Origin of the sequence: Pseudomonas saudiphocaensis, from assembly GCF_000756775.1 — a bacterium.
In the GTDB taxonomy this organism is placed as follows: Bacteria; Pseudomonadota; Gammaproteobacteria; order Pseudomonadales; family Pseudomonadaceae; genus Stutzerimonas; species Stutzerimonas saudiphocaensis.
Genome location: NZ_CCSF01000001.1, coordinates 3,219,764 through 3,236,803 on the forward strand (window position 1 = coordinate 3,219,764; position 17,040 = coordinate 3,236,803).

Consider the following 17,040-nt stretch of genomic DNA (forward strand, 5'->3'; position numbering starts at 1 on the left):
GATGCCCCAGACTGTCGCTGCCGGCTTGCGCCTGGCGCCCGATGCGCTGACTCGCCCCTTCGAGCCCAGCCAGTTCGACTTCAATACCACTGATGAGCTTGAACCCTTCCTTGGCGTTCTCGGTCAGGAACGGGCTGTCGAGGCCCTCCAGTTTGGAGTGGCGATGCCGCGTCCGGGCTACAACGTCTATGTGATGGGTGAGTCAGGCACGGGTCGTTTTTCCTTCGTGAAACGCTACCTCAGGGCTGAAGGCAAGCGTCTGGATACTCCGTCGGACTGGGTTTATGTGAACAACTTCGACGAGCCGCGCGAGCCGCGCGTGGTTGAGTTGCCTCAGGGCGGTGCTGGAGCCTTTATCGCTGATATCAGTCAACTGATCGATAACCTGCTGGCGACCTTCCCGGCAGTGTTCGAGCACCCGTCCTACCAGCAGAAGAAGAGTGCCATCGATCGGGCCTTCAACCAGCGCTACGACAAGGCCCTGGATGTGATCGAGAAGCTCGCGCTGGAGAAGGAAATTGCCCTCTATCGCGACAGCGCCAACATTGCCTTCACTCCCATGAAGGACGGCAAGTCCATGGACGAGGCCGAGTTTGCCCAGTTGCCCGAGGCCGAGCGCGAGCGCTACCACACGGATATCTCGGCGCTGGAGGTGAGGCTCAACGAAGAGCTGGCCAGCCTGCCGCAATGGAAGCGCGAGTCCAGCAATCAGCTGCGGCAACTGAATGACGAAACCATCAGCCAGGCGTTGCAGCCGTTGCTGGCGCCATTGTCGGAAAAGTATGCCGAGAACGCCGGCATCGAAGCCTATCTGCAAGCCGTGCAGGTCAACCTGCTGAAAACCGTGGTCGAGCAGCTGGTGGACGAGAACCGTCCCGAGGCTCACAGCCGCCAGCTACTCGAGGAACAGTACAGCCCGAGCCTGGTGGTCGGTCATGCGCATGGCGGTGGCGCACCGGTGGTGTTCGAACCGCATCCGACCTACGACAACCTCTTTGGCCGTATCGAGTACAACACGGACCAGGGCGCCCTCTACACCAGCTATCGGCAGCTGCGACCCGGTGCCCTGCATCGCGCCAACGGCGGCTTTCTGGTGCTCGAAGCGGAAAAGCTGCTCGGCGAGCCCTTCGTCTGGGAGGCGCTCAAACGCGCCCTGCAGTCAAACAAGCTGAAGATGGAGTCGCCGTTGGCCGAGTTGGGCCGGCTGGCAACCGTTACCCTTACGCCGGAAGTCATCCCTCTCAAGGTCAAGATCGTCATCATCGGTTCCCGCCAGTTGTATTACACCTTGCAGGACCTGGATCCAGATTTTCAGGAGCTGTTCCGCGTGCTGGTGGACTTCGACGAAGATATCCCGCTGGCAGAGGACAGCCTGGAGCAATTCGCTCAGCTGATGAAAACCCGCACCTCGGAGGAGGGCATGGCGCCGCTGAGCGCCGCGGCGGTGGCGCGCCTGGCCACCCACAGCGCGCGTCTGGCTGAACATCAGGGGCGTCTTACGGCGCGCATTGGTGATCTGTTCCAACTGGTCAGCGAGGCCGATTTCATTCGCAAGCTGGCCGGCGACGAGGTGACCGATGTCGGCCATATCGAACGTGCCCTGAAGGCGAAGGCCACCCGCACCGGGCGTGTATCGGCGCGTATTCTCGACGACATTCTTGCCGGCGTGATTCTTATCGACAGCGAAGGCGCGGCCATCGGCAAGTGCAACGGTTTGACCGTGCTGGAAGTCGGCGACTCGGCCTTCGGCATGCCGGCGCGGATATCCGCCACCGTGTATCCGGGCGGCTCGGGGATTGTCGACATCGAGCGGGAGGTCAACCTGGGCCAGCCCATCCACTCCAAAGGCGTGATGATCCTCACTGGCTACCTGGGCAGCCGATACGCACAGGAATTTCCACTGGAAATCTCGGCGAGCATCGCCCTTGAGCAATCCTACGGCTACGTCGATGGCGACAGCGCCTCGCTCGGTGAATGCTGCGCGCTGATCTCCGCCATTTCCCGCACGCCGCTCAAGCAGTGCTTTGCGATTACCGGCTCGATCAACCAATTTGGCGAGGTGCAGGCAGTAGGCGGCGTGAACGAAAAGATCGAGGGCTTCTTCCGCCTCTGCGAGGCACGCGGCCTGACTGGCGAGCAGGGCGCAATCATTCCCTTTGCCAACGTCACGACGCTCATGCTTGATGAGCGGGTGCTTGAGGCCGTGCGTCAGGAGCGCTTCCACATCTACGCGGTGCGTCATGTCGACGAGGCATTGTCGTTGCTGGTGGGCGAGGCGGTTGGGGCGGCGGACGAAAAGGGCTGCTTCCCTAAAGGCAGCGTCAATGCGCGGGTGGTCGAGCGGCTGCGCGACATTGCCGAGATGGGATTGGAAGAGGACGACAAGAACGAGGCAACTCAGGCCGGTGCGTTGGCGGTGCCCACGGCTCCAGCCAAGTACTGAGCGCTCGGCGGTAACCCAGCGGAACGATAGCGCGTACGGCGGGTCTGGACAGATAGCAGGCCGGTTTTTTAACCGCCTGCCAGAAAGTTTGCACTTTCTGTCCACAAGGTTATCCACAGCTTCAAGGGATAAACCGGCTGGCCCGCCTGATTCGCTGATGATGACGGTGCGCAGCCGAGCGCGAGGGTACCGTCATGCCGAACAACCTTTGTCTGAGCCGCCAGTGCCTGGGGCTGGTCACTCGAATCGAATGCGCCATAAGTCCCGTGGCGAGCGCCAATGGTCTATGGACCTTGCTCTGTGCCGCTGGTCTCGATGGCTCGCAACCCACGGCAATCAGGGTGCAGGGGCCCTTTCACGGGCTAAAAGCGGCTGAGTCGGTACTCGAGGCCATTGGCGACAGCCTTCTGCAACAGGGTTACAGCGAGGCGGAATCCCCGGCAATCTGGGAGCTGCATATGCGCGCGGAGCTGCGCAAGGTCAACGCCGATCAGGCACGCTTCCTTAGCGGCTGGGAAACCCGCCCATAATTGCAGGAAAGCAGCGGTTAAGTTCGCTGCGGGCCGCCAACTGCCAGCCCGGCGCGACTTACTTATCCACAATTGATCGATGCGGTAGCGCCCTTGCTTGCGCTTGACCGCTGCGTATACTCGCCCACCTCTTTTCTCTCCCATGGAAAGCCTCATGGAACGTTTCATCGAGAACACTATGTATGCCGCCCGTTGGTTGCTGGCGCCCATTTATTTCGGTCTGGCGTTCGCGCTGCTGGCGCTGGCGATCAAGTTCTTTCAGGAAATCTGGCACATCCTGCCGGTGGTGCTTGCGTTGAGTGAAGGCGATCTGATCCTCAAGTTGCTGTCACTGATCGATATGGCGCTAGTGGGCGGACTGCTGGTAATGGTGATGCTTTCGGGCTACGAGAACTTCGTGTCGCAGCTGAACGTCGATAAGGGCGAGGAAAGGCTCGACTGGTTGGGCAAGATGGATTCCGGCTCATTGAAGATGAAGGTCGCCGCCTCCATCGTCGCGATATCCTCCATCCACCTGTTGCGGATGTTCATGGATGCCCAGCAGCTCGAAAGCGAACAGCTGATGTGGTACGTGATCATCCACCTCACCTTCGTTTTTTCGGCTTTTGCCATGGGTTACCTGGACAAACTCACCAAGCACTAATCGAGTCTGACTGGCGGCTGGCAGCGGATGCTGTGCTAGGCTGTGCGACCTTTTTCCAGAGCGGAGCTCAGGTATGACCGACCTTAATCTGTCCACCGACGAAACACGCGTCAGCTACGGCATTGGCCGTCAGCTGGGCGATCAGCTGCGCGAAAATCCGCCACCTGGAGTAAGCCTGGATGCGGTAATCGCAGGTATTCGCGATGCTTTTAGTGGTGCGGCGAGTCGGGTCAGCCCGGAAGATCTGAACGCCAGCTTCGCCGTGATCCGCGATCGCATGCAGGCCGAAGCTCAGCGCAAAGCCGAAGCAGCTGCAGGTGAAGGCAAGGCATTTCTCGCTGAGAACGCCAAGCGTGAAGGCGTTACCACCTTGGCTTCAGGGCTGCAGTACGAAGTACTGACCGCCGGTGACGGCGCCAAGCCGGGTCTCGACGCTCAGGTACGTACTCACTACCACGGCACCCTGATCGACGGCACTGTGTTCGACAGCTCCTACCAGCGCGGCCAGCCTGCCGAGTTCCCAGTTAGCGGTGTGATCGCTGGCTGGACCGAGGCGCTGCAACTGATGGGCGTTGGCAGTAAATGGCGCCTCTATGTGCCGAGTGAACTGGCTTACGGTGCCCAGGGCGTCGGCAGCATTCCGCCGCACAGCGTGCTGGTGTTCGACGTCGAGCTGCTTGCGGTTCTGTAAGTCTTGATGGAGTCGTAGGGTGGATGTCGCGAAGCACATCCACGCGTTTAGCTTGGTCCACACAAACGCGTGGAAGATGCTTCGCAGTCTTCCACCCTACGCATATCTCGATCCCCGGGGTGTTATCCAGGCCGATTTGTTCATCCAGGCTCAGGGGCGCAACGCCCTGGCATAGGAAAACAGGAACAGGTTGCGTACCTGCTCCTTGAGCACGCCAGGTTCGCTGGTGCCTAGCTCATGCAGGTCCAGATCGCCCTGCTCGCGAAGTTCGTCCAGGGCCTCTCCCTCCAGTGAAATGCATACGGCCCCGGTATTGCGGTCGAGTACCCGCAAATAGGGTTGTGGTCGGTCCAGCCATGCATCGATCAGATAGGTCATGTGCACCTCCAGTTGATTTGCGTAATGAGAATAATTGTTATTTGCGATTATGCAAGTGCAAAAACTCTCACACGCTCGGCGGTGCGAAGAGCGAGTTCTGGATGATCTGAGGGGAGCTGGGGTGTTACCGACCTAGTAGGCAGGCCGGCTTCAGATGAGCTTTGTCAGTGCGTGCGGGCGACTGCAAAGCGGCTGAGATCCACCAGGGCGTCGCGGTAGGGGCTGGCAGGAATCAGTTCGAGGCAGGCGGTGGCGCGGTCGGCATACTCGCGAGCCAGGCGTGCGGTGTAGTCCAGCGCGCCGGAACTCTGGACCGCGGCGCGGATGCTTTCGAGATCCTCGATGCCACCTTTCTGAATCGCTTTGCGCACCAGGGCGGCCTGCTCCGGGGTGCCTTCACGCATGGTGTAGATCAATGGCAGTGTCGGCTTGCCTTCGGCGAGGTCATCGCCGACGTTCTTGCCGAGGGTTTCGGCGTCGCCCTGATAGTCGAGCAGGTCGTCCACCAGCTGAAAAGCGATGCCCAGATGGTCGCCAAACTGACGCAGTGCTTCGCATTGCTCGGCGCTGGCGCCGGCCAGCGTTGCTGCGCTGTGCGTGGAGGCCTCGAAGAGCATGGCGGTCTTGCCGCGAATGACCTCCATATAGACTTCTTCGGTGGTGCTGGCGTCGCGGACCTTCGACAGCTGCAGCACTTCGCCCTCGGCGATCACGCGGGTAGCCTGGGAGATGATGCTCATGACCGGCATCGAACCCAGCGCCACCATCATTTCGAAAGAGCGCGCATAAAGGAAGTCGCCCACCAACACGCTCGGTGCATTACCCCACAGCGCATTGGCGGTGGAGCGGCCACGGCGCATGCCGGACATGTCGACCACATCGTCGTGGAGGAGCGTGGAGGTGTGCAGGAACTCGATGATGGCAGCCAGCAGGCGTAGCTGGTCGCCCTTGAGGCCAACGGCATTGCCACTGAGCAGAACCAGCAGTGGGCGCAGACGCTTGCCGCCGGCCGAGGTGATGTAGTCCCCGATCTTTTCCACCAGCGGTACGCGAGATGTCAGCTGGTTGCGAATAATGCCGTCGACGGCGGCAAAATCATCAGCCACGACTTGGTAAAAGGACTGGGGTTGCATCGGAAACCGGTACTCCTCGGAGGATGCGCGGCATGCTATGGGGCGGGTCATGGGCTGTCAAGGCAAGTGCCTATGGCTATTGCGCAGGTGCAGGTGCATGCGTACAATCGCGGACCCTGAACTTTCCCCCTGGGCATTTCCCTGCCTTACGCAATTGCACGGGCGTCACTTCCGGCCCCATGCAGCCATGCCAGCCACCAATCATTATTTCAAAGCGCTGGGTGAGCAGGATCAACGGAGATACATAGATGTACGCAGTTATCGTAACCGGCGGCAAGCAGTACAAGGTTGCCGAAGGCGAATACCTCAAGATTGAAAAACTCGAAGTTGCTACTGGCGAAGCTGTCACCTTTGACCGCGTTCTGCTGGTTGGCAATGGCGATGATGTAAAGATCGGCGCTCCGGTGGTCGATGGTGCCAAGGTTACCGCTGAAGTGATTGCCCAGGGCCGTCACGACAAGGTCACCATCATCAAGTTCCGCCGTCGTAAGCACCACATGAAGCGTCAGGGCCACCGTCAGTGGTTCACTGAGGTCAAAATCACCGGTATTCAGGGCTAATCGGGCCTGAATCCCCTTATAGGAGTATTGAACTCATGGCACACAAAAAAGCTGGCGGTTCTACCCGCAACGGTCGCGACTCAGAAGCCAAACGCCTTGGCGTGAAGATGTATGGCGGCCAGAAGATTGTTCCCGGCAACATCATCGTGCGTCAGCGCGGCACCCAGTTCCACGCCGGTTACGGCGTTGGCATGGGCAAGGACCACACCCTGTTCGCTAAAGTCGAAGGCGTGGTCAAGTTCGAAGTGAAGGGCGCTCTTGGCCGTCGCTACGTGAGCGTCGTCGCGGCCTAATCGCGGCGTTGCTGGAAAAGCCCTGTCATGCGACGGGGCTTTTTTGTTTCTGTATCCTGTGAGGCTCTTGCAAAGAAGCTGCTCGGTGCTCATTCAGTTTTCGCTGGGTTTTTTGCAAGACCCTTATTCCAGTTTTTTAGCCCGTCCCTGCGGCGGGAGGCGTTCCCATGAAATTCGTCGATGAAGTATCGATTTTTGTAAAGGCCGGCGACGGCGGCAACGGCATGATGAGTTTTCGTCGCGAAAAATTCATCGAAAAAGGCGGCCCCAACGGTGGTGACGGCGGCGACGGTGGCTCCATTTATCTGGTGGCCGACGAAAACCTCAATACCCTGGTCGATTACCGCTACACCCGTCGCTTCAATGCGCCCAATGGTGAGAAGGGCGGCAGCTCCGAACGTACTGGCGCCAAGGGGGAAGATCTGTTCCTGCCGGTGCCGGTGGGTACTACGGTGATCGATGCCGCTACCCAGGACGTAATTGGTGATCTGACCAAGCCGGGTCAGCAGCTGCTGGTCGCTCAGGGTGGCTGGCATGGGCTGGGCAATACGCGCTTCAAGTCCAGCACCAACCGTGCGCCGCGGCAGACCACGCCGGGCAAGCCGGGTGATGCGCGTGATCTCAAGCTGGAGCTGAAGGTGCTGGCTGATGTCGGCCTGCTGGGCATGCCGAATGCGGGCAAGAGCACCTTTATCCGTGCCGTGTCGGCGGCCAAGCCGAAAGTCGCCGATTATCCGTTCACCACCTTGATTCCCAATCTGGGCGTTGTCAGCGTCGGGCGCTACAAGAGTTTTGTCGTGGCTGATATTCCGGGGCTGATCGAGGGAGCTTCGGAAGGTGCTGGCCTGGGCATTCGTTTCCTCAAGCATCTGGCGCGGACGCGTCTGTTGCTGCATCTGGTGGACATGGCGCCGCTGGACGAGAGCGATCCGGCCGATGCCGCCGAGATCATCCTCAGCGAGCTGGAGAAGTTCAGCCCGGCCCTGTCTCAGCGTGATCGTTGGCTGGTGCTGAACAAGGCTGATCAGCTGCTTGAGGAGGAGCGCGAAGAGCGCATGCGGCAGGTGATCGAGCGTCTCGACTGGGAAGGTCCGGTATTTGTCATCTCGGCACTGGAGCGTGAGGGCACCGAAGAGCTGAGCCAGGCGATCATGCGCTATCTCGATGAGCGGACGCTGCGCATCGCCGAGGATCCGGCCTACGCTGAGGCATTGGCTGATCTCGATCAGCAGATCGAAGATGAGGCGCGTGCGCGACTGCAGGAGCTTGATGATCAGCGGGCGCTGCGACGTGCTGGCGTCAAGGCGGCAGACGATGTCGATGACGACGACTTCGATGATGACGACGATGACGAGGGTGGTGCGGAAATCTTCTACGTGCGCTGAGTGCTTGGGTCTCGCGCTGCTGCGAGGCTTTCGGAAGGTGGGCGGCTGTGCTGCTCGCTGCAATGAATTGACTGGTTAGTGGAATAGGCGGGATCGATGCGCGACAAGGTGAGCGGTGCTCGGCGCTGGGTAGTGAAGATCGGCAGTGCGTTGCTGACGGCCGATGGGCGTGGCCTCGATCAGGCGGCGATGGCGGTCTGGGTCGACCAGATGGTTGCGCTGCGTGAGGCGGGTGTCGAGCTGGTGCTGGTATCTTCCGGTGCTGTCGCTGCGGGCATGAGTCGCCTTGGCTGGAGTGCTCGTCCCAGGGCTGTGCACGAATTGCAGGCTGCTGCAGCTGTAGGGCAGATGGGGCTGATTCGAGCCTGGGAGACAAGCTTCGCCCGTTGCGAACAGCAAACCGCACAGATCCTCGTCACCCATGACGACCTCTCCGACCGCAAGCGCTATCTCAATGCGCGCAGCACCTTGCGCACCTTGCTCGATCTGGATGTGGTGCCGGTCATCAACGAGAACGACACCGTTGTCACCGATGAAATCCGTTTTGGTGACAACGATACGCTGGCTGCGCTGGTTGCCAACCTGGTCGAGGCCGATCTGCTGGTGATCCTTACCGACCGTGACGGCATGTTCGATGCCGATCCTCGCAGTAACCCCGATGCCAATCTCATCAGCGAGGCGCGTGCCGATGATCCGCAGCTCGATACCGTGGCGGGCGGAACCGGTGGGGCCCTGGGGCGTGGTGGTATGCAGACCAAGCTGCGAGCGGCGCGGCTGGCCGCGCGCTCCGGCGCTCATACGGTGATTGTCGGCGGGCGTATCGAGCAGGTGCTGGCGCGGCTAAAGGCTGGCGAACAGCTGGGTACGCTGTTGACCCCTGAATGCAACCGTCATGCGGCGCGCAAGCAGTGGCTGGCCGGTCATTTGCAGACGCGCGGAACCGTCACTCTGGATACCGGTGCGGTGCAGGCGCTGAGAAGAGGCAATTGCAGTCTGTTGCCGGTTGGTGTCCGCGCGGCTCAGGGTGGTTTTCGTCGCGGCGAAATGGTGGTTTGCGTAGGTCCGGACGGGCAGGAGGTTGCCCGTGGGCTGGCCAACTACAGCGTTACGGAGACGCGACGTATTCTGGGTCGGCCATCGGATGAAATCGAAAAGCTTCTGGGCTACGTCGACGAGCCGGAGCTGATCCATCGCGACAATATGATCCTCGTCTGAGGTGCCTGCCATGCGTGCGATGACCTTGGCGTTGATATTGGGTATGGCTTTGCCGGGTTTGGCGGCCGCTGAAGAAATCGGCTCCGTCGATACGGTATTCAAGTGGCTCGGGCCGAATCACAAGATCGTGGTCGAGGCGTTCGATGACCCGGAAGTCGATGGGGTGACCTGTTATCTCTCGCGCGCCAAGACGGGAGGCATCAAGGGCGGGCTGGGGCTGGCCGAAGATCGAGCTGAAGCCTCCATCGCCTGTCGTCAGGTAGGGCCTATTCGCATCAATGAAAAGCTGAAGGACGGCGAGGTGGTGTTCAAAGAGCGCACCTCGCTGGTCTTCAAAACCATGCAGGTCGTGCGCTTCTTCGACGAGGCTCGCAATACGCTGGTTTACCTGGTCTACAGCGACCGCATCATCGAAGGCAGTCCGCAGAATGCCGTAACGGCGATCCCGGTCCTGCCTTGGCCGGTTGCGCAGTAGGCGCCCATTTTTGCTTGCGAGCCGGTATTTAAGAGTGTGGGTGGGGGGCGTCGATCTGCGCGGGGAGCGGCTCTAGCTGCGAGCCACGCCTGACCTTCGCGACTGAAGTCGCTTCCAGGCATGTCCATGACGCAGATAAACAGGCACAAAAAAACCGGCACTAGGCCGGTTTTTTACAAGAACGTTCAGCTTAAGCTGCAGCGGCTTCGCTGAGGGCCTTGATGTGGCCGTTCAGGCGGCTCTTGTGACGAGCGGCCTTGTTCTTGTGAATGATGCCTTTGTCGGCCATACGGTCGATTACCGGCACGGCTGCAACGTAAGCAGTACGAGCTTTTTCCAGATCTTTTGCATCCAGGGCCTTGACCACATTCTTGATGTAGGTGCGGACCATGGAGCGCAGGCTGGCGTTGTGGCTGCGACGCTTCTCAGCCTGAATTGCGCGTTTTTTGGCGGAAGGGCTGTTGGCCACCGTCGAACTCCTCGAAAACGTGGGATTACAAAGCAAATAAGGCCGCGAATCATGCCGATGTGGCAGAGGCTTGTCAAGCTCGTTTGGATTGTCTGAATGCTGGTCGGACAGAAGGGCTGTCGTTAAACTCGCGGCCTTGCTCGGGGTCGTAACTGGCCATCGGTCGATGGCAGGTGACTAACCGAAACAGTGCTGCAATTCCAGGAAAGACAGATGTCCGAAAAAACCGGAAAAGGCGGATTGCTGCGTTCAAGTGCGGTAGTCAGCGTGATGACGTTGCTGTCCCGCGTGCTGGGTATGGTACGCGATATGGTGGTCGCCAGCTACTTCGGTTCCGGGGCGGCGGCGGATGCTTTCTTTATCGCCTTCAAGATCCCCAACTTCTTGCGTCGTCTGTTTGCCGAGGGGGCCTTTGCCCAGGCATTCGTGCCGGTGTTGTCCGAGTACCGGACCAAAAGAACCCAGTTGGAAGTCAAGCTGCTGGTCGATCGGACGGCGGGCATGCTCGGCCTGATTCTGACCGGTATCACTGCGCTGGGTGTGCTTGGATCGCCCTATCTGGTGATGCTGTTCGCGCCTGGCTTTCATGGTGAGCCGGCCAAGCTGGAGCTGGCCGGCGAGCTGCTGCGTATCACCTTTCCTTATCTGCTGCTGATTTCCCTGACCGCCTTCACTTCAGGGGTGCTTAATACCTACGGGCGCTTTGCGGTACCAGGCTTCACGCCGGTCCTGCTCAATGTGAGCATGATCCTGTCGGCAGTGTTCATGACGCCTTATTTCGATCAGCCAATCATGGCGCTGGCTTGGGGGGTGTTCATCGCCGGCTTCGCCCAGCTGACATTCCAGCTGCCTTTCGTAGCGCGTCTCGGGTTGCTGCCGCGGCCACGGGTCAAGTGGGGCGACGAAGGTGTGCGACGCATCATGCTGCTCATGGTGCCAGCGCTGTTCGGGGTATCGGTCAGTCAGATCAATCTGTTGCTCGATACCGTGTTGGCGTCCTTTCTGCAGACGGGCAGCGTGTCCTGGCTGTACTACGCCGACCGACTTTCAGAGCTGCCGCTGGGCGCCTTCGGCATCGCCATCGGCACGGTGATTCTGCCCAGTCTGGCGCGTCAGCATGCCAGCGAGGACCCCAAGGCCTTTTCCAGCACGCTCAATTGGGCGTTGCGCATGGTGTTGCTGGTCGGCGTGCCGGCGGCGCTGGCGCTGGGCATTCTGTCCGAGCCGCTGATTGCCAGCCTGTTCTATTACGGCGCTATGAGTCAGGAGGCGGTAGTTCAGTCTGCTCGCGCGCTGGAGGCGTACTCGCTGGGTGTGCTGGCGTTCATGCTGATCAAGGTGTTGGCGCCCGGCTTCTTTGCGCGCCAGGATCTGAAAACCCCGGTGCGGGTGGCGGTCATCTGTATGGTGGCCAATATGGTGATGAACCTGATCCTGATCTGGCCGCTCAAGCATGTCGGGTTGGCGCTGGCGACCTCGCTGTCGTCCATGCTTAATGCCGGGATGCTGTTTTGGGGCCTGTACAAGATCGGGGTATTCCAGATTGCGCCAGGCTGGGGGCTGTTCCTGCTGCGCTTGTTCGGAGGCTGTGCAGCGATGGTCGCGGCGATCTGGTGGCTAAACGTACCGTCCGACGAATGGTTTGGCTGGGGATGGCAGCAGCGAGCTCTGCAGTTGGGCCTGTTGGTAGTGGCGGGTATGGTGGCGTTCGTTGCCGGGCTAGGGCTGCTTGGTTTGCGGCCGCGGCACCTGCGCCACTGACCGTCGGAGCGTCAGGTAACGCCCCAGCGGCCGAATAAATAGGCTCTGCAGAAAGGTCGGGTGGATCGCGCTTTGTCGATCCACAAAGCGAGGTTGCGGTGGATGTAAAAAGCGACATCCTCCCTATGTGCGTTCCGCTGTCGGCTGGCTCAAGCCATGAGGGCAGGGTCAGCCTTGGGCGGGCGACTGCAAACCTGTCCGGGATGCTCGCCACATGCGTATAATCGGCGACTTTTCAAGCAAGAAGTGCGGTATGCAGCTGGTTCGAGGTATTCACAACCTGCGGCCCCGGCATCGGGGGTGCGTGGCCACCATCGGCAATTTCGACGGAGTGCATCGGGGGCATCAGGCCATCCTGAAGCGCTTGCGCGAGCGTGCGGCCGAATTGGGGGTGCCCAGCTGTGTGGTGATTTTCGAACCCCAGCCCCGGGAATTCTTTGCGCGGGACAAAGCCCCTGCGCGGCTTACACGGTTGCGCGAAAAGCTTTGTCTGTTGCGTGAGCAGGGCGTGGATCTGGTGCTGTGCCTGGCATTCAATCGACGCCTGCGTGAACTGAGCGCTGCCGAATTCGTGCATGCCACCCTGGTTGAAGGGCTGGGCGTGCGCCATCTGGAAGTCGGTGACGACTTCCGTTTCGGTTGTGATCGTGCCGGTGATTTTGACTTTCTGCTCAAGGCCGGTGCCGTCGAGGGTTTCACCGTCGAAGCCGCGAGGACCATCGAGGTCGATGGTGTTCGTGTCAGCAGCAGCCGGCTTCGGCAGACGCTGTCCGATGGTGATTTGCAGCTGGCGCAACGGCTGCTTGGCAGACCATTCAGCATTACTGGGCGTGTCATGCACGGGCAGAAACTCGGCCGCCAGCTGGGAGCGCCGACCGCAAATATCCAGCTTAAACGCCGCAATACACCGCTTGCGGGAGTCTTTACCGTCAGCACCGAGATCGACGGGCAGGTTCATCTGGGCGTTGCCAATATCGGTATGCGGCCTACGGTGGAGAGTGATGGCAAGCCCCATCTGGAAGTACACCTGCCGGACTATCAGGGCGACCTTTACGGGCGCCTGTTGTGCGTGACCTTTCACCATAAGTTGCGCGACGAACAACGCTTTGCCTCGCTGGAGGCACTCAAGGCGGCGATCGATGCCGATATCGCAGCCACCCGCGAATACTGGCGGGCCACACCTTTCACCACGAGCCAGGACTGAAATGACCGATTACAAAGCGACCCTCAATCTGCCGTCCACGGCATTTCCGATGAAGGCCGGTCTGCCACAGCGCGAGCCGGAGATTCTGCAGCGCTGGAACAGCATCCACCTGTACCGGAAGTTGCGGCAGATCGGCGAAGGTCGTCCGAAGTTCGTCCTGCACGATGGCCCTCCCTACGCCAACGGCAACATTCATATTGGTCACGCCGTAAACAAGGTGATCAAGGACATGATCGTCCGCTCGCGCACTCTGGCCGGTTTCGACGCGCCCTATGTGCCGGGCTGGGACTGCCATGGCCTGCCTATCGAGCATAAGGTCGAAACCACCTTCGGCAAGAACCAGCCGGCGGACCTGACCCGCGAGCGTTGCCGTACCTATGCCGCCGAGCAGATCGAAGGGCAGAAGGCCGACTTCATCCGCCTCGGTGTTCTGGGTGACTGGGACAATCCCTACAAGACCATGGATTTTGCCAACGAAGCCGGACAAATCCGCGCTTTGGCAAAAATGGTTGAGGGCGGCTTCGTCTTCAAGGGCCTGAAGCCGGTGAACTGGTGCTTCGATTGCGGCTCGGCACTGGCCGAGGCAGAAGTCGAGTATCAGGACAAGAAGTCCGATGCCATCGATGTAGCCTTTGAGGTTGAAGATGCCGACAAGCTGGCCGCCGCCTTCGGTGTTGCCAATCTGGCCAAGCCGACCAGCATCGTCATCTGGACCACCACGCCATGGACCATCCCGGCCAACCAGGCGCTCAACGTCCACCCTGATTTTATTTATGCCCTGGTCGATACCGGCGATAAGCTGCTGGTGCTGGCTGAGGAGCTGGTTGAATCCAGCCTGCAGCGCTATGGCCTCGAAGGGCAGATCATCGCTCGCTGCGAAGGCAAGGCGCTGGACCTGATCCGCTTCCGCCATCCGTTCTACGAGCGCTTCTCGCCGGTGTACCTGGCCGAATACGTGGAAACCGGCGCCGGTACCGGCATCGTTCACTCCTCGCCGGCCTACGGTGAGGACGACTTCCGCACCTGCAAGCAGTACGGCATGTCGAACGACGACATCCTCAACCCGGTGCAGAGCCACGGCGTTTACGTGGCGGACCTGCCGTTCTTCGGCGGGCAGTTCATCTGGAAGGCCAACCCGGCCATCGTCGAGAAGCTGCGTGAAGTGGGCGCGCTGCTCAAGCATGAAGCCATCCAGCACAGCTACATGCACTGCTGGCGCCACAAGACGCCACTGATCTACCGCGCCACCGCGCAGTGGTTCGTCGGCATGGACAAGGTCGCCCACGATGGCAGCTCCCTGCGCCGCCGTGCGCTGGACGCCATCGAGCAGACCCAGTTCGTCCCGGCCTGGGGCCAGGCACGCCTGCACGGCATGATCGCCGGCCGCCCGGATTGGTGCATCTCCCGCCAGCGCAACTGGGGCGTGCCGATCCCGTTCTTCCTGCACAAGGAAAGCGGTGAGCTGCATCCGCGCACCGTTGAACTGATGGAAGCAGTGGCCCAGCGCGTTCAGCAGCAGGGCATCGAAGCCTGGTTCAAGCTGGATGCCGCCGAGCTGCTGGGTGACGAGGCCGCGCAGTACGAGAAGATCAACGACACCTTGGATGTCTGGTTCGATTCCGGCACCACCCACTGGCACGTGATGCGCGGCTCGCACCCCATGGGTCACGACCAAGGCCCGCGCGCCGACCTTTACCTGGAAGGCTCCGACCAGCATCGCGGCTGGTTCCATTCATCCCTGCTGACCGGCGCCGCCATCGACGGCCACGCGCCCTACAAGGGCCTGCTCACCCACGGCTTCACCGTGGACGAGAATGGCCGCAAGATGTCCAAGTCCCTGGGCAACGTCATCGCGCCGCAGGAGATCACCGACAGCATGGGCGCCGATATTCTGCGCCTGTGGGTCTCGGCTACCGACTACTCAGGCGAGATGGCTGTTTCCAAGCAGATCCTGCAGCGCAGCGCGGATGCCTATCGGCGTATCCGTAACACCGCGCGCTTCCTGCTTTCCAACCTCGACGGCTTTGATCCGGCGCAGCACCTGGTACCGAACGATCAGCTGATCGCTCTGGACCGCTGGGCCATCGACCGCGCCCTATTGCTGCAGCGCGAGATCGAGGAGGCGTACGAGCAGTACCGCTTCTGGAACGTCTATTCCAAGGTGCACAACTTCTGCGTGCAGGAACTGGGCGGCTTCTACCTCGATATCATCAAGGATCGTCAGTACACCACCGGCGCCGATAGCCTGCCGCGCCGTTCCTGCCAGACTGCGCTGTACCACATCGCCGAGGCACTGGTGCGCTGGATCGCGCCGATCCTGGCGTTCACCGCCGAGGAAATCTGGCAGTACCTGCCCGGCGAGCGCAACGAGTCCGTCATGCTCAACACCTGGTACACAGGCCTGGCCGAGCTGCCAGAGGATGCTGCACTGGATCGCGCCTTCTGGGACAAGGTCATGGCCGTCAAGGCGGCGGTGAACAAGGAGCTGGAGAACCAGCGGGCTGCCAAGACCATCGGCGGTAACCTGCAGGCCGAAGTGACGCTGTACGCCGAAGACGCGCTGGTGACCGATCTGGCCAAGCTGGGCAACGAGCTGCGCTTCGTGCTGATCACCTCCGCGGTCGAAGTCGCGCCGCTGGCCCAGGCGCCTGCCGAGGCGGTGGAAAGCGAGCTGGCCGGCCTCAAGCTGCTGGTGAAGAAGACTGGGTACGCCAAGTGCGGTCGTTGCTGGCATCACCTGCCGGACGTTGGTACACATGCCGCGCACCCGGAAATCTGTGGTCGCTGCGTGGAAAACATCGAAGGTGCGGGCGAGGTGCGTCACCATGCGTGACACTGCTCAGAGCCATTCGCTGAGCGCTCGTTTCGGCAAGCTCACCTGGCTCTGGCTCAGTGTGCTGGTGATCGTCATTGATCAGGTAACCAAGCACTGGTTCGAGGCCAACTTCAGCCTGTACCAGAAAGTCGAAGTTATCCCCGACTACTTTGCCTGGACGCTGGCCTACAACACCGGCGCGGCCTTCAGCTTCCTTGCCGACCATGGTGGCTGGCAGCGCTGGTTCTTCGCTGCCATCGCCGTTGGTGTCAGTGTCGTGCTGGTGCTCTGGATGAAGCGGCTCAAGGCCGGGGAGACCTGGCTGGCCGTGGCGCTGGCGCTGGTGTTGGGCGGCGCCATTGGCAACCTTTACGACCGCGTGGTGCTTGGCCATGTGGTGGATTTCATTCTGGTGCATTGGCAGAACCGCTGGTATTTCCCGGCGTTCAACATTGCCGACAGTGCCATTACCGTCGGTGCCGTGATGCTGGCGCTGGACATGTTCAAGAGCGACAAGAGCGGAGAATCGGCATGACTGAACAGCGCATTGGGCCGGACAAGGAAGTCACCCTGCATTTCGCGCTCGGCCTGGAAAACGGCGACGTAGTGGACAGCACCTTCGACAAGAAGCCGGCGACTTTCAAGGTCGGTGACGGCAACCTTCTGCCGGGCTTCGAGCAGCAACTGTATGGTCTCAAGGCCGGCGACAAGCGCAGTCTGCAGGTTGCTCCCGAGCAGGGCTTCGGTCAGCACAACCCGCAGAACGTGCAGGTCATGCCGCGCAATCAATTCGAAGGCATGGAGCTGTCCGAGGGCCTGTTGGTGATCTTCAAGGACGCCGCCAATGCCGAGCTGCCGGGAGTTGTAAAAGCCTTCGACGAGCGCCAGGTTACCGTGGACTTCAACCATCCTTTGGCCGGCAAGGCGCTGACCTTCGAAGTCGAAATCATTGACGTCAAGAACGTCTGACATTGCGGGAGCGGATTTGTCCGCGAGCTTTTGGCGCGGCATGCACCGATCGCGGACAAATCAGCTCCCACAGGCG

The 17,040-nt window shown here is 60.6% G+C and carries 17 protein-coding genes; 14 read left to right on the forward strand and 3 right to left on the reverse strand.

The window, feature by feature from the left end; translation table 11 throughout:
• Position 1 precedes the first annotated feature (1 nt).
• The 4 genes from BN1079_RS14980 (at position 2) to BN1079_RS14995 (ending at position 4,307) form a co-directional block, all read left to right on the forward strand.
• Positions 2-2,443: a Lon protease family protein gene (locus BN1079_RS14980; RefSeq protein WP_037025862.1), complete on the forward strand. Its 2,442-nt coding sequence runs from the start codon at positions 2-4 to the stop codon at positions 2,441-2,443.
• 194 nt (positions 2,444-2,637) lie between these two features.
• Entirely contained in the window at positions 2,638-2,973 is a 336-nt protein-coding gene (locus BN1079_RS14985; protein WP_037025864.1) for a PA4575 family protein, read from the forward strand.
• Positions 2,974-3,127: 154 nt separating this feature from the next.
• Positions 3,128-3,616, forward strand: a complete 489-nt coding sequence (locus BN1079_RS14990) for a TIGR00645 family protein (RefSeq protein WP_037025866.1) — start codon at positions 3,128-3,130, stop codon at positions 3,614-3,616.
• A 73-nt stretch (positions 3,617-3,689) separates the two neighbouring features.
• The gene (locus BN1079_RS14995; protein WP_037025868.1) at positions 3,690-4,307 is read left to right on the forward strand and encodes a BamJ family beta-barrel-assembly machinery protein; all 618 of its coding nucleotides are present in this window, start codon (positions 3,690-3,692) and stop codon (positions 4,305-4,307) included.
• A gap of 150 nt (positions 4,308-4,457) precedes the next feature.
• Here BN1079_RS14995 and BN1079_RS15000 read toward each other — a convergent pair whose 3' ends face one another.
• Together BN1079_RS15000 and BN1079_RS15005 are read right to left on the reverse strand one after the other, a co-directional pair.
• Positions 4,458-4,685: a PA4570 family protein gene (locus tag BN1079_RS15000; RefSeq protein WP_037025869.1), complete on the reverse strand. Its 228-nt coding sequence runs from the start codon at positions 4,683-4,685 to the stop codon at positions 4,458-4,460.
• A gap of 164 nt (positions 4,686-4,849) precedes the next feature.
• Complete coding sequence (locus tag BN1079_RS15005; protein ID WP_037025870.1) at positions 4,850-5,818, reverse strand: polyprenyl synthetase family protein; 969 nt, start codon at positions 5,816-5,818, stop codon at positions 4,850-4,852.
• A gap of 248 nt (positions 5,819-6,066) precedes the next feature.
• On the opposite strand from BN1079_RS15005, the gene rplU reads away from it, so the two are divergent.
• The 5 genes from rplU (at position 6,067) to creA (ending at position 9,746) form a co-directional block, all read left to right on the forward strand.
• Positions 6,067-6,378 carry a 50S ribosomal protein L21 gene (gene rplU / locus BN1079_RS15010; RefSeq protein ID WP_019339712.1) on the forward strand — a complete coding sequence of 104 codons (312 nt, stop codon included), beginning with the start codon at positions 6,067-6,069 and terminating at the stop codon, positions 6,376-6,378.
• A 35-nt stretch (positions 6,379-6,413) separates the two neighbouring features.
• Positions 6,414-6,671, forward strand: a complete 258-nt coding sequence (gene rpmA, locus BN1079_RS15015; protein WP_037025872.1) for a 50S ribosomal protein L27 — start codon at positions 6,414-6,416, stop codon at positions 6,669-6,671.
• Positions 6,672-6,838: 167 nt separating this feature from the next.
• Positions 6,839-8,056 carry an Obg family GTPase CgtA gene (gene cgtA, locus BN1079_RS15020; RefSeq protein WP_037025873.1) on the forward strand — a complete coding sequence of 406 codons (1,218 nt, stop codon included), beginning with the start codon at positions 6,839-6,841 and terminating at the stop codon, positions 8,054-8,056.
• 96 nt (positions 8,057-8,152) lie between these two features.
• Complete coding sequence (gene proB / locus BN1079_RS15025; protein WP_037025874.1) at positions 8,153-9,271, forward strand: glutamate 5-kinase; 1,119 nt, start codon at positions 8,153-8,155, stop codon at positions 9,269-9,271.
• 19 nt (positions 9,272-9,290) lie between these two features.
• The gene (gene creA / locus BN1079_RS15030; RefSeq protein ID WP_414860270.1) at positions 9,291-9,746 is read left to right on the forward strand and encodes a protein CreA; all 456 of its coding nucleotides are present in this window, start codon (positions 9,291-9,293) and stop codon (positions 9,744-9,746) included.
• A gap of 190 nt (positions 9,747-9,936) precedes the next feature.
• Here the strand turns inward: creA and rpsT are convergent, their stop codons facing one another.
• Positions 9,937-10,215, reverse strand: coding sequence for a 30S ribosomal protein S20 (gene rpsT, locus BN1079_RS15035; protein WP_037025877.1), 279 nt, complete (start codon positions 10,213-10,215; stop codon positions 9,937-9,939).
• A gap of 213 nt (positions 10,216-10,428) precedes the next feature.
• Here rpsT and murJ point away from each other — a divergent pair, with 213 nt between their 5' ends.
• From murJ to BN1079_RS15060, 5 genes are all read left to right on the forward strand, one after another.
• Positions 10,429-11,976 carry a murein biosynthesis integral membrane protein MurJ gene (murJ, locus tag BN1079_RS15040; protein WP_037025878.1) on the forward strand — a complete coding sequence of 516 codons (1,548 nt, stop codon included), beginning with the start codon at positions 10,429-10,431 and terminating at the stop codon, positions 11,974-11,976.
• 253 nt (positions 11,977-12,229) lie between these two features.
• Positions 12,230-13,180: a bifunctional riboflavin kinase/FAD synthetase gene (gene ribF / locus BN1079_RS15045; RefSeq protein ID WP_037025880.1), complete on the forward strand. Its 951-nt coding sequence runs from the start codon at positions 12,230-12,232 to the stop codon at positions 13,178-13,180.
• A gap of 1 nt (position 13,181) precedes the next feature.
• Complete coding sequence (gene ileS, locus BN1079_RS15050) at positions 13,182-16,013, forward strand: isoleucine--tRNA ligase (protein ID WP_037025881.1); 2,832 nt, start codon at positions 13,182-13,184, stop codon at positions 16,011-16,013.
• Complete coding sequence (gene lspA, locus BN1079_RS15055; protein WP_171819305.1) at positions 16,006-16,530, forward strand: signal peptidase II; 525 nt, start codon at positions 16,006-16,008, stop codon at positions 16,528-16,530. Before ileS ends, lspA begins: the two co-directional genes overlap by 8 nt.
• Positions 16,527-16,964 (forward strand): FKBP-type peptidyl-prolyl cis-trans isomerase, encoded by a 438-nt coding sequence (locus BN1079_RS15060; protein WP_037025883.1) that lies wholly within the window; start codon positions 16,527-16,529, stop codon positions 16,962-16,964. Before lspA ends, BN1079_RS15060 begins: the two co-directional genes overlap by 4 nt.
• Positions 16,965-17,040 lie beyond the last annotated feature (76 nt).

Excerpts from the sequence above, each read along its gene's own strand:
- BN1079_RS14995 (WP_037025868.1), top strand. The coding sequence starts at position 3,690 with ATGACCGACCTTAATCTGTCCACCGACGAAACACGCGTCAGCTACGGC.
- ileS (WP_037025881.1), top strand. The coding sequence starts at position 13,182 with ATGACCGATTACAAAGCGACCCTCAATCTGCCGTCCACGGCATTTCCG.
- BN1079_RS14985 (WP_037025864.1), top strand. The coding sequence starts at position 2,638 with ATGCCGAACAACCTTTGTCTGAGCCGCCAGTGCCTGGGGCTGGTCACT.
- lspA (WP_171819305.1), top strand. The coding sequence starts at position 16,006 with ATGCGTGACACTGCTCAGAGCCATTCGCTGAGCGCTCGTTTCGGCAAG.
- proB (WP_037025874.1), top strand. The coding sequence starts at position 8,153 with ATGCGCGACAAGGTGAGCGGTGCTCGGCGCTGGGTAGTGAAGATCGGC.
- BN1079_RS14990 (WP_037025866.1), top strand. The coding sequence starts at position 3,128 with ATGGAACGTTTCATCGAGAACACTATGTATGCCGCCCGTTGGTTGCTG.
- murJ (WP_037025878.1), top strand. The coding sequence starts at position 10,429 with ATGTCCGAAAAAACCGGAAAAGGCGGATTGCTGCGTTCAAGTGCGGTA.
- BN1079_RS15000 (WP_037025869.1), bottom strand. The coding sequence starts at position 4,685 with ATGACCTATCTGATCGATGCATGGCTGGACCGACCACAACCCTATTTG.
- BN1079_RS15005 (WP_037025870.1), bottom strand. The coding sequence starts at position 5,818 with ATGCAACCCCAGTCCTTTTACCAAGTCGTGGCTGATGATTTTGCCGCC.
- cgtA (WP_037025873.1), top strand. The coding sequence starts at position 6,839 with ATGAAATTCGTCGATGAAGTATCGATTTTTGTAAAGGCCGGCGACGGC.
- rplU (WP_019339712.1), top strand. The coding sequence starts at position 6,067 with ATGTACGCAGTTATCGTAACCGGCGGCAAGCAGTACAAGGTTGCCGAA.
- creA (WP_414860270.1), top strand. The coding sequence starts at position 9,291 with ATGACCTTGGCGTTGATATTGGGTATGGCTTTGCCGGGTTTGGCGGCC.
- BN1079_RS14980 (WP_037025862.1), top strand. The coding sequence starts at position 2 with ATGCCCCAGACTGTCGCTGCCGGCTTGCGCCTGGCGCCCGATGCGCTG.
- ribF (WP_037025880.1), top strand. The coding sequence starts at position 12,230 with ATGCAGCTGGTTCGAGGTATTCACAACCTGCGGCCCCGGCATCGGGGG.
- BN1079_RS15060 (WP_037025883.1), top strand. The coding sequence starts at position 16,527 with ATGACTGAACAGCGCATTGGGCCGGACAAGGAAGTCACCCTGCATTTC.
- rpmA (WP_037025872.1), top strand. The coding sequence starts at position 6,414 with ATGGCACACAAAAAAGCTGGCGGTTCTACCCGCAACGGTCGCGACTCA.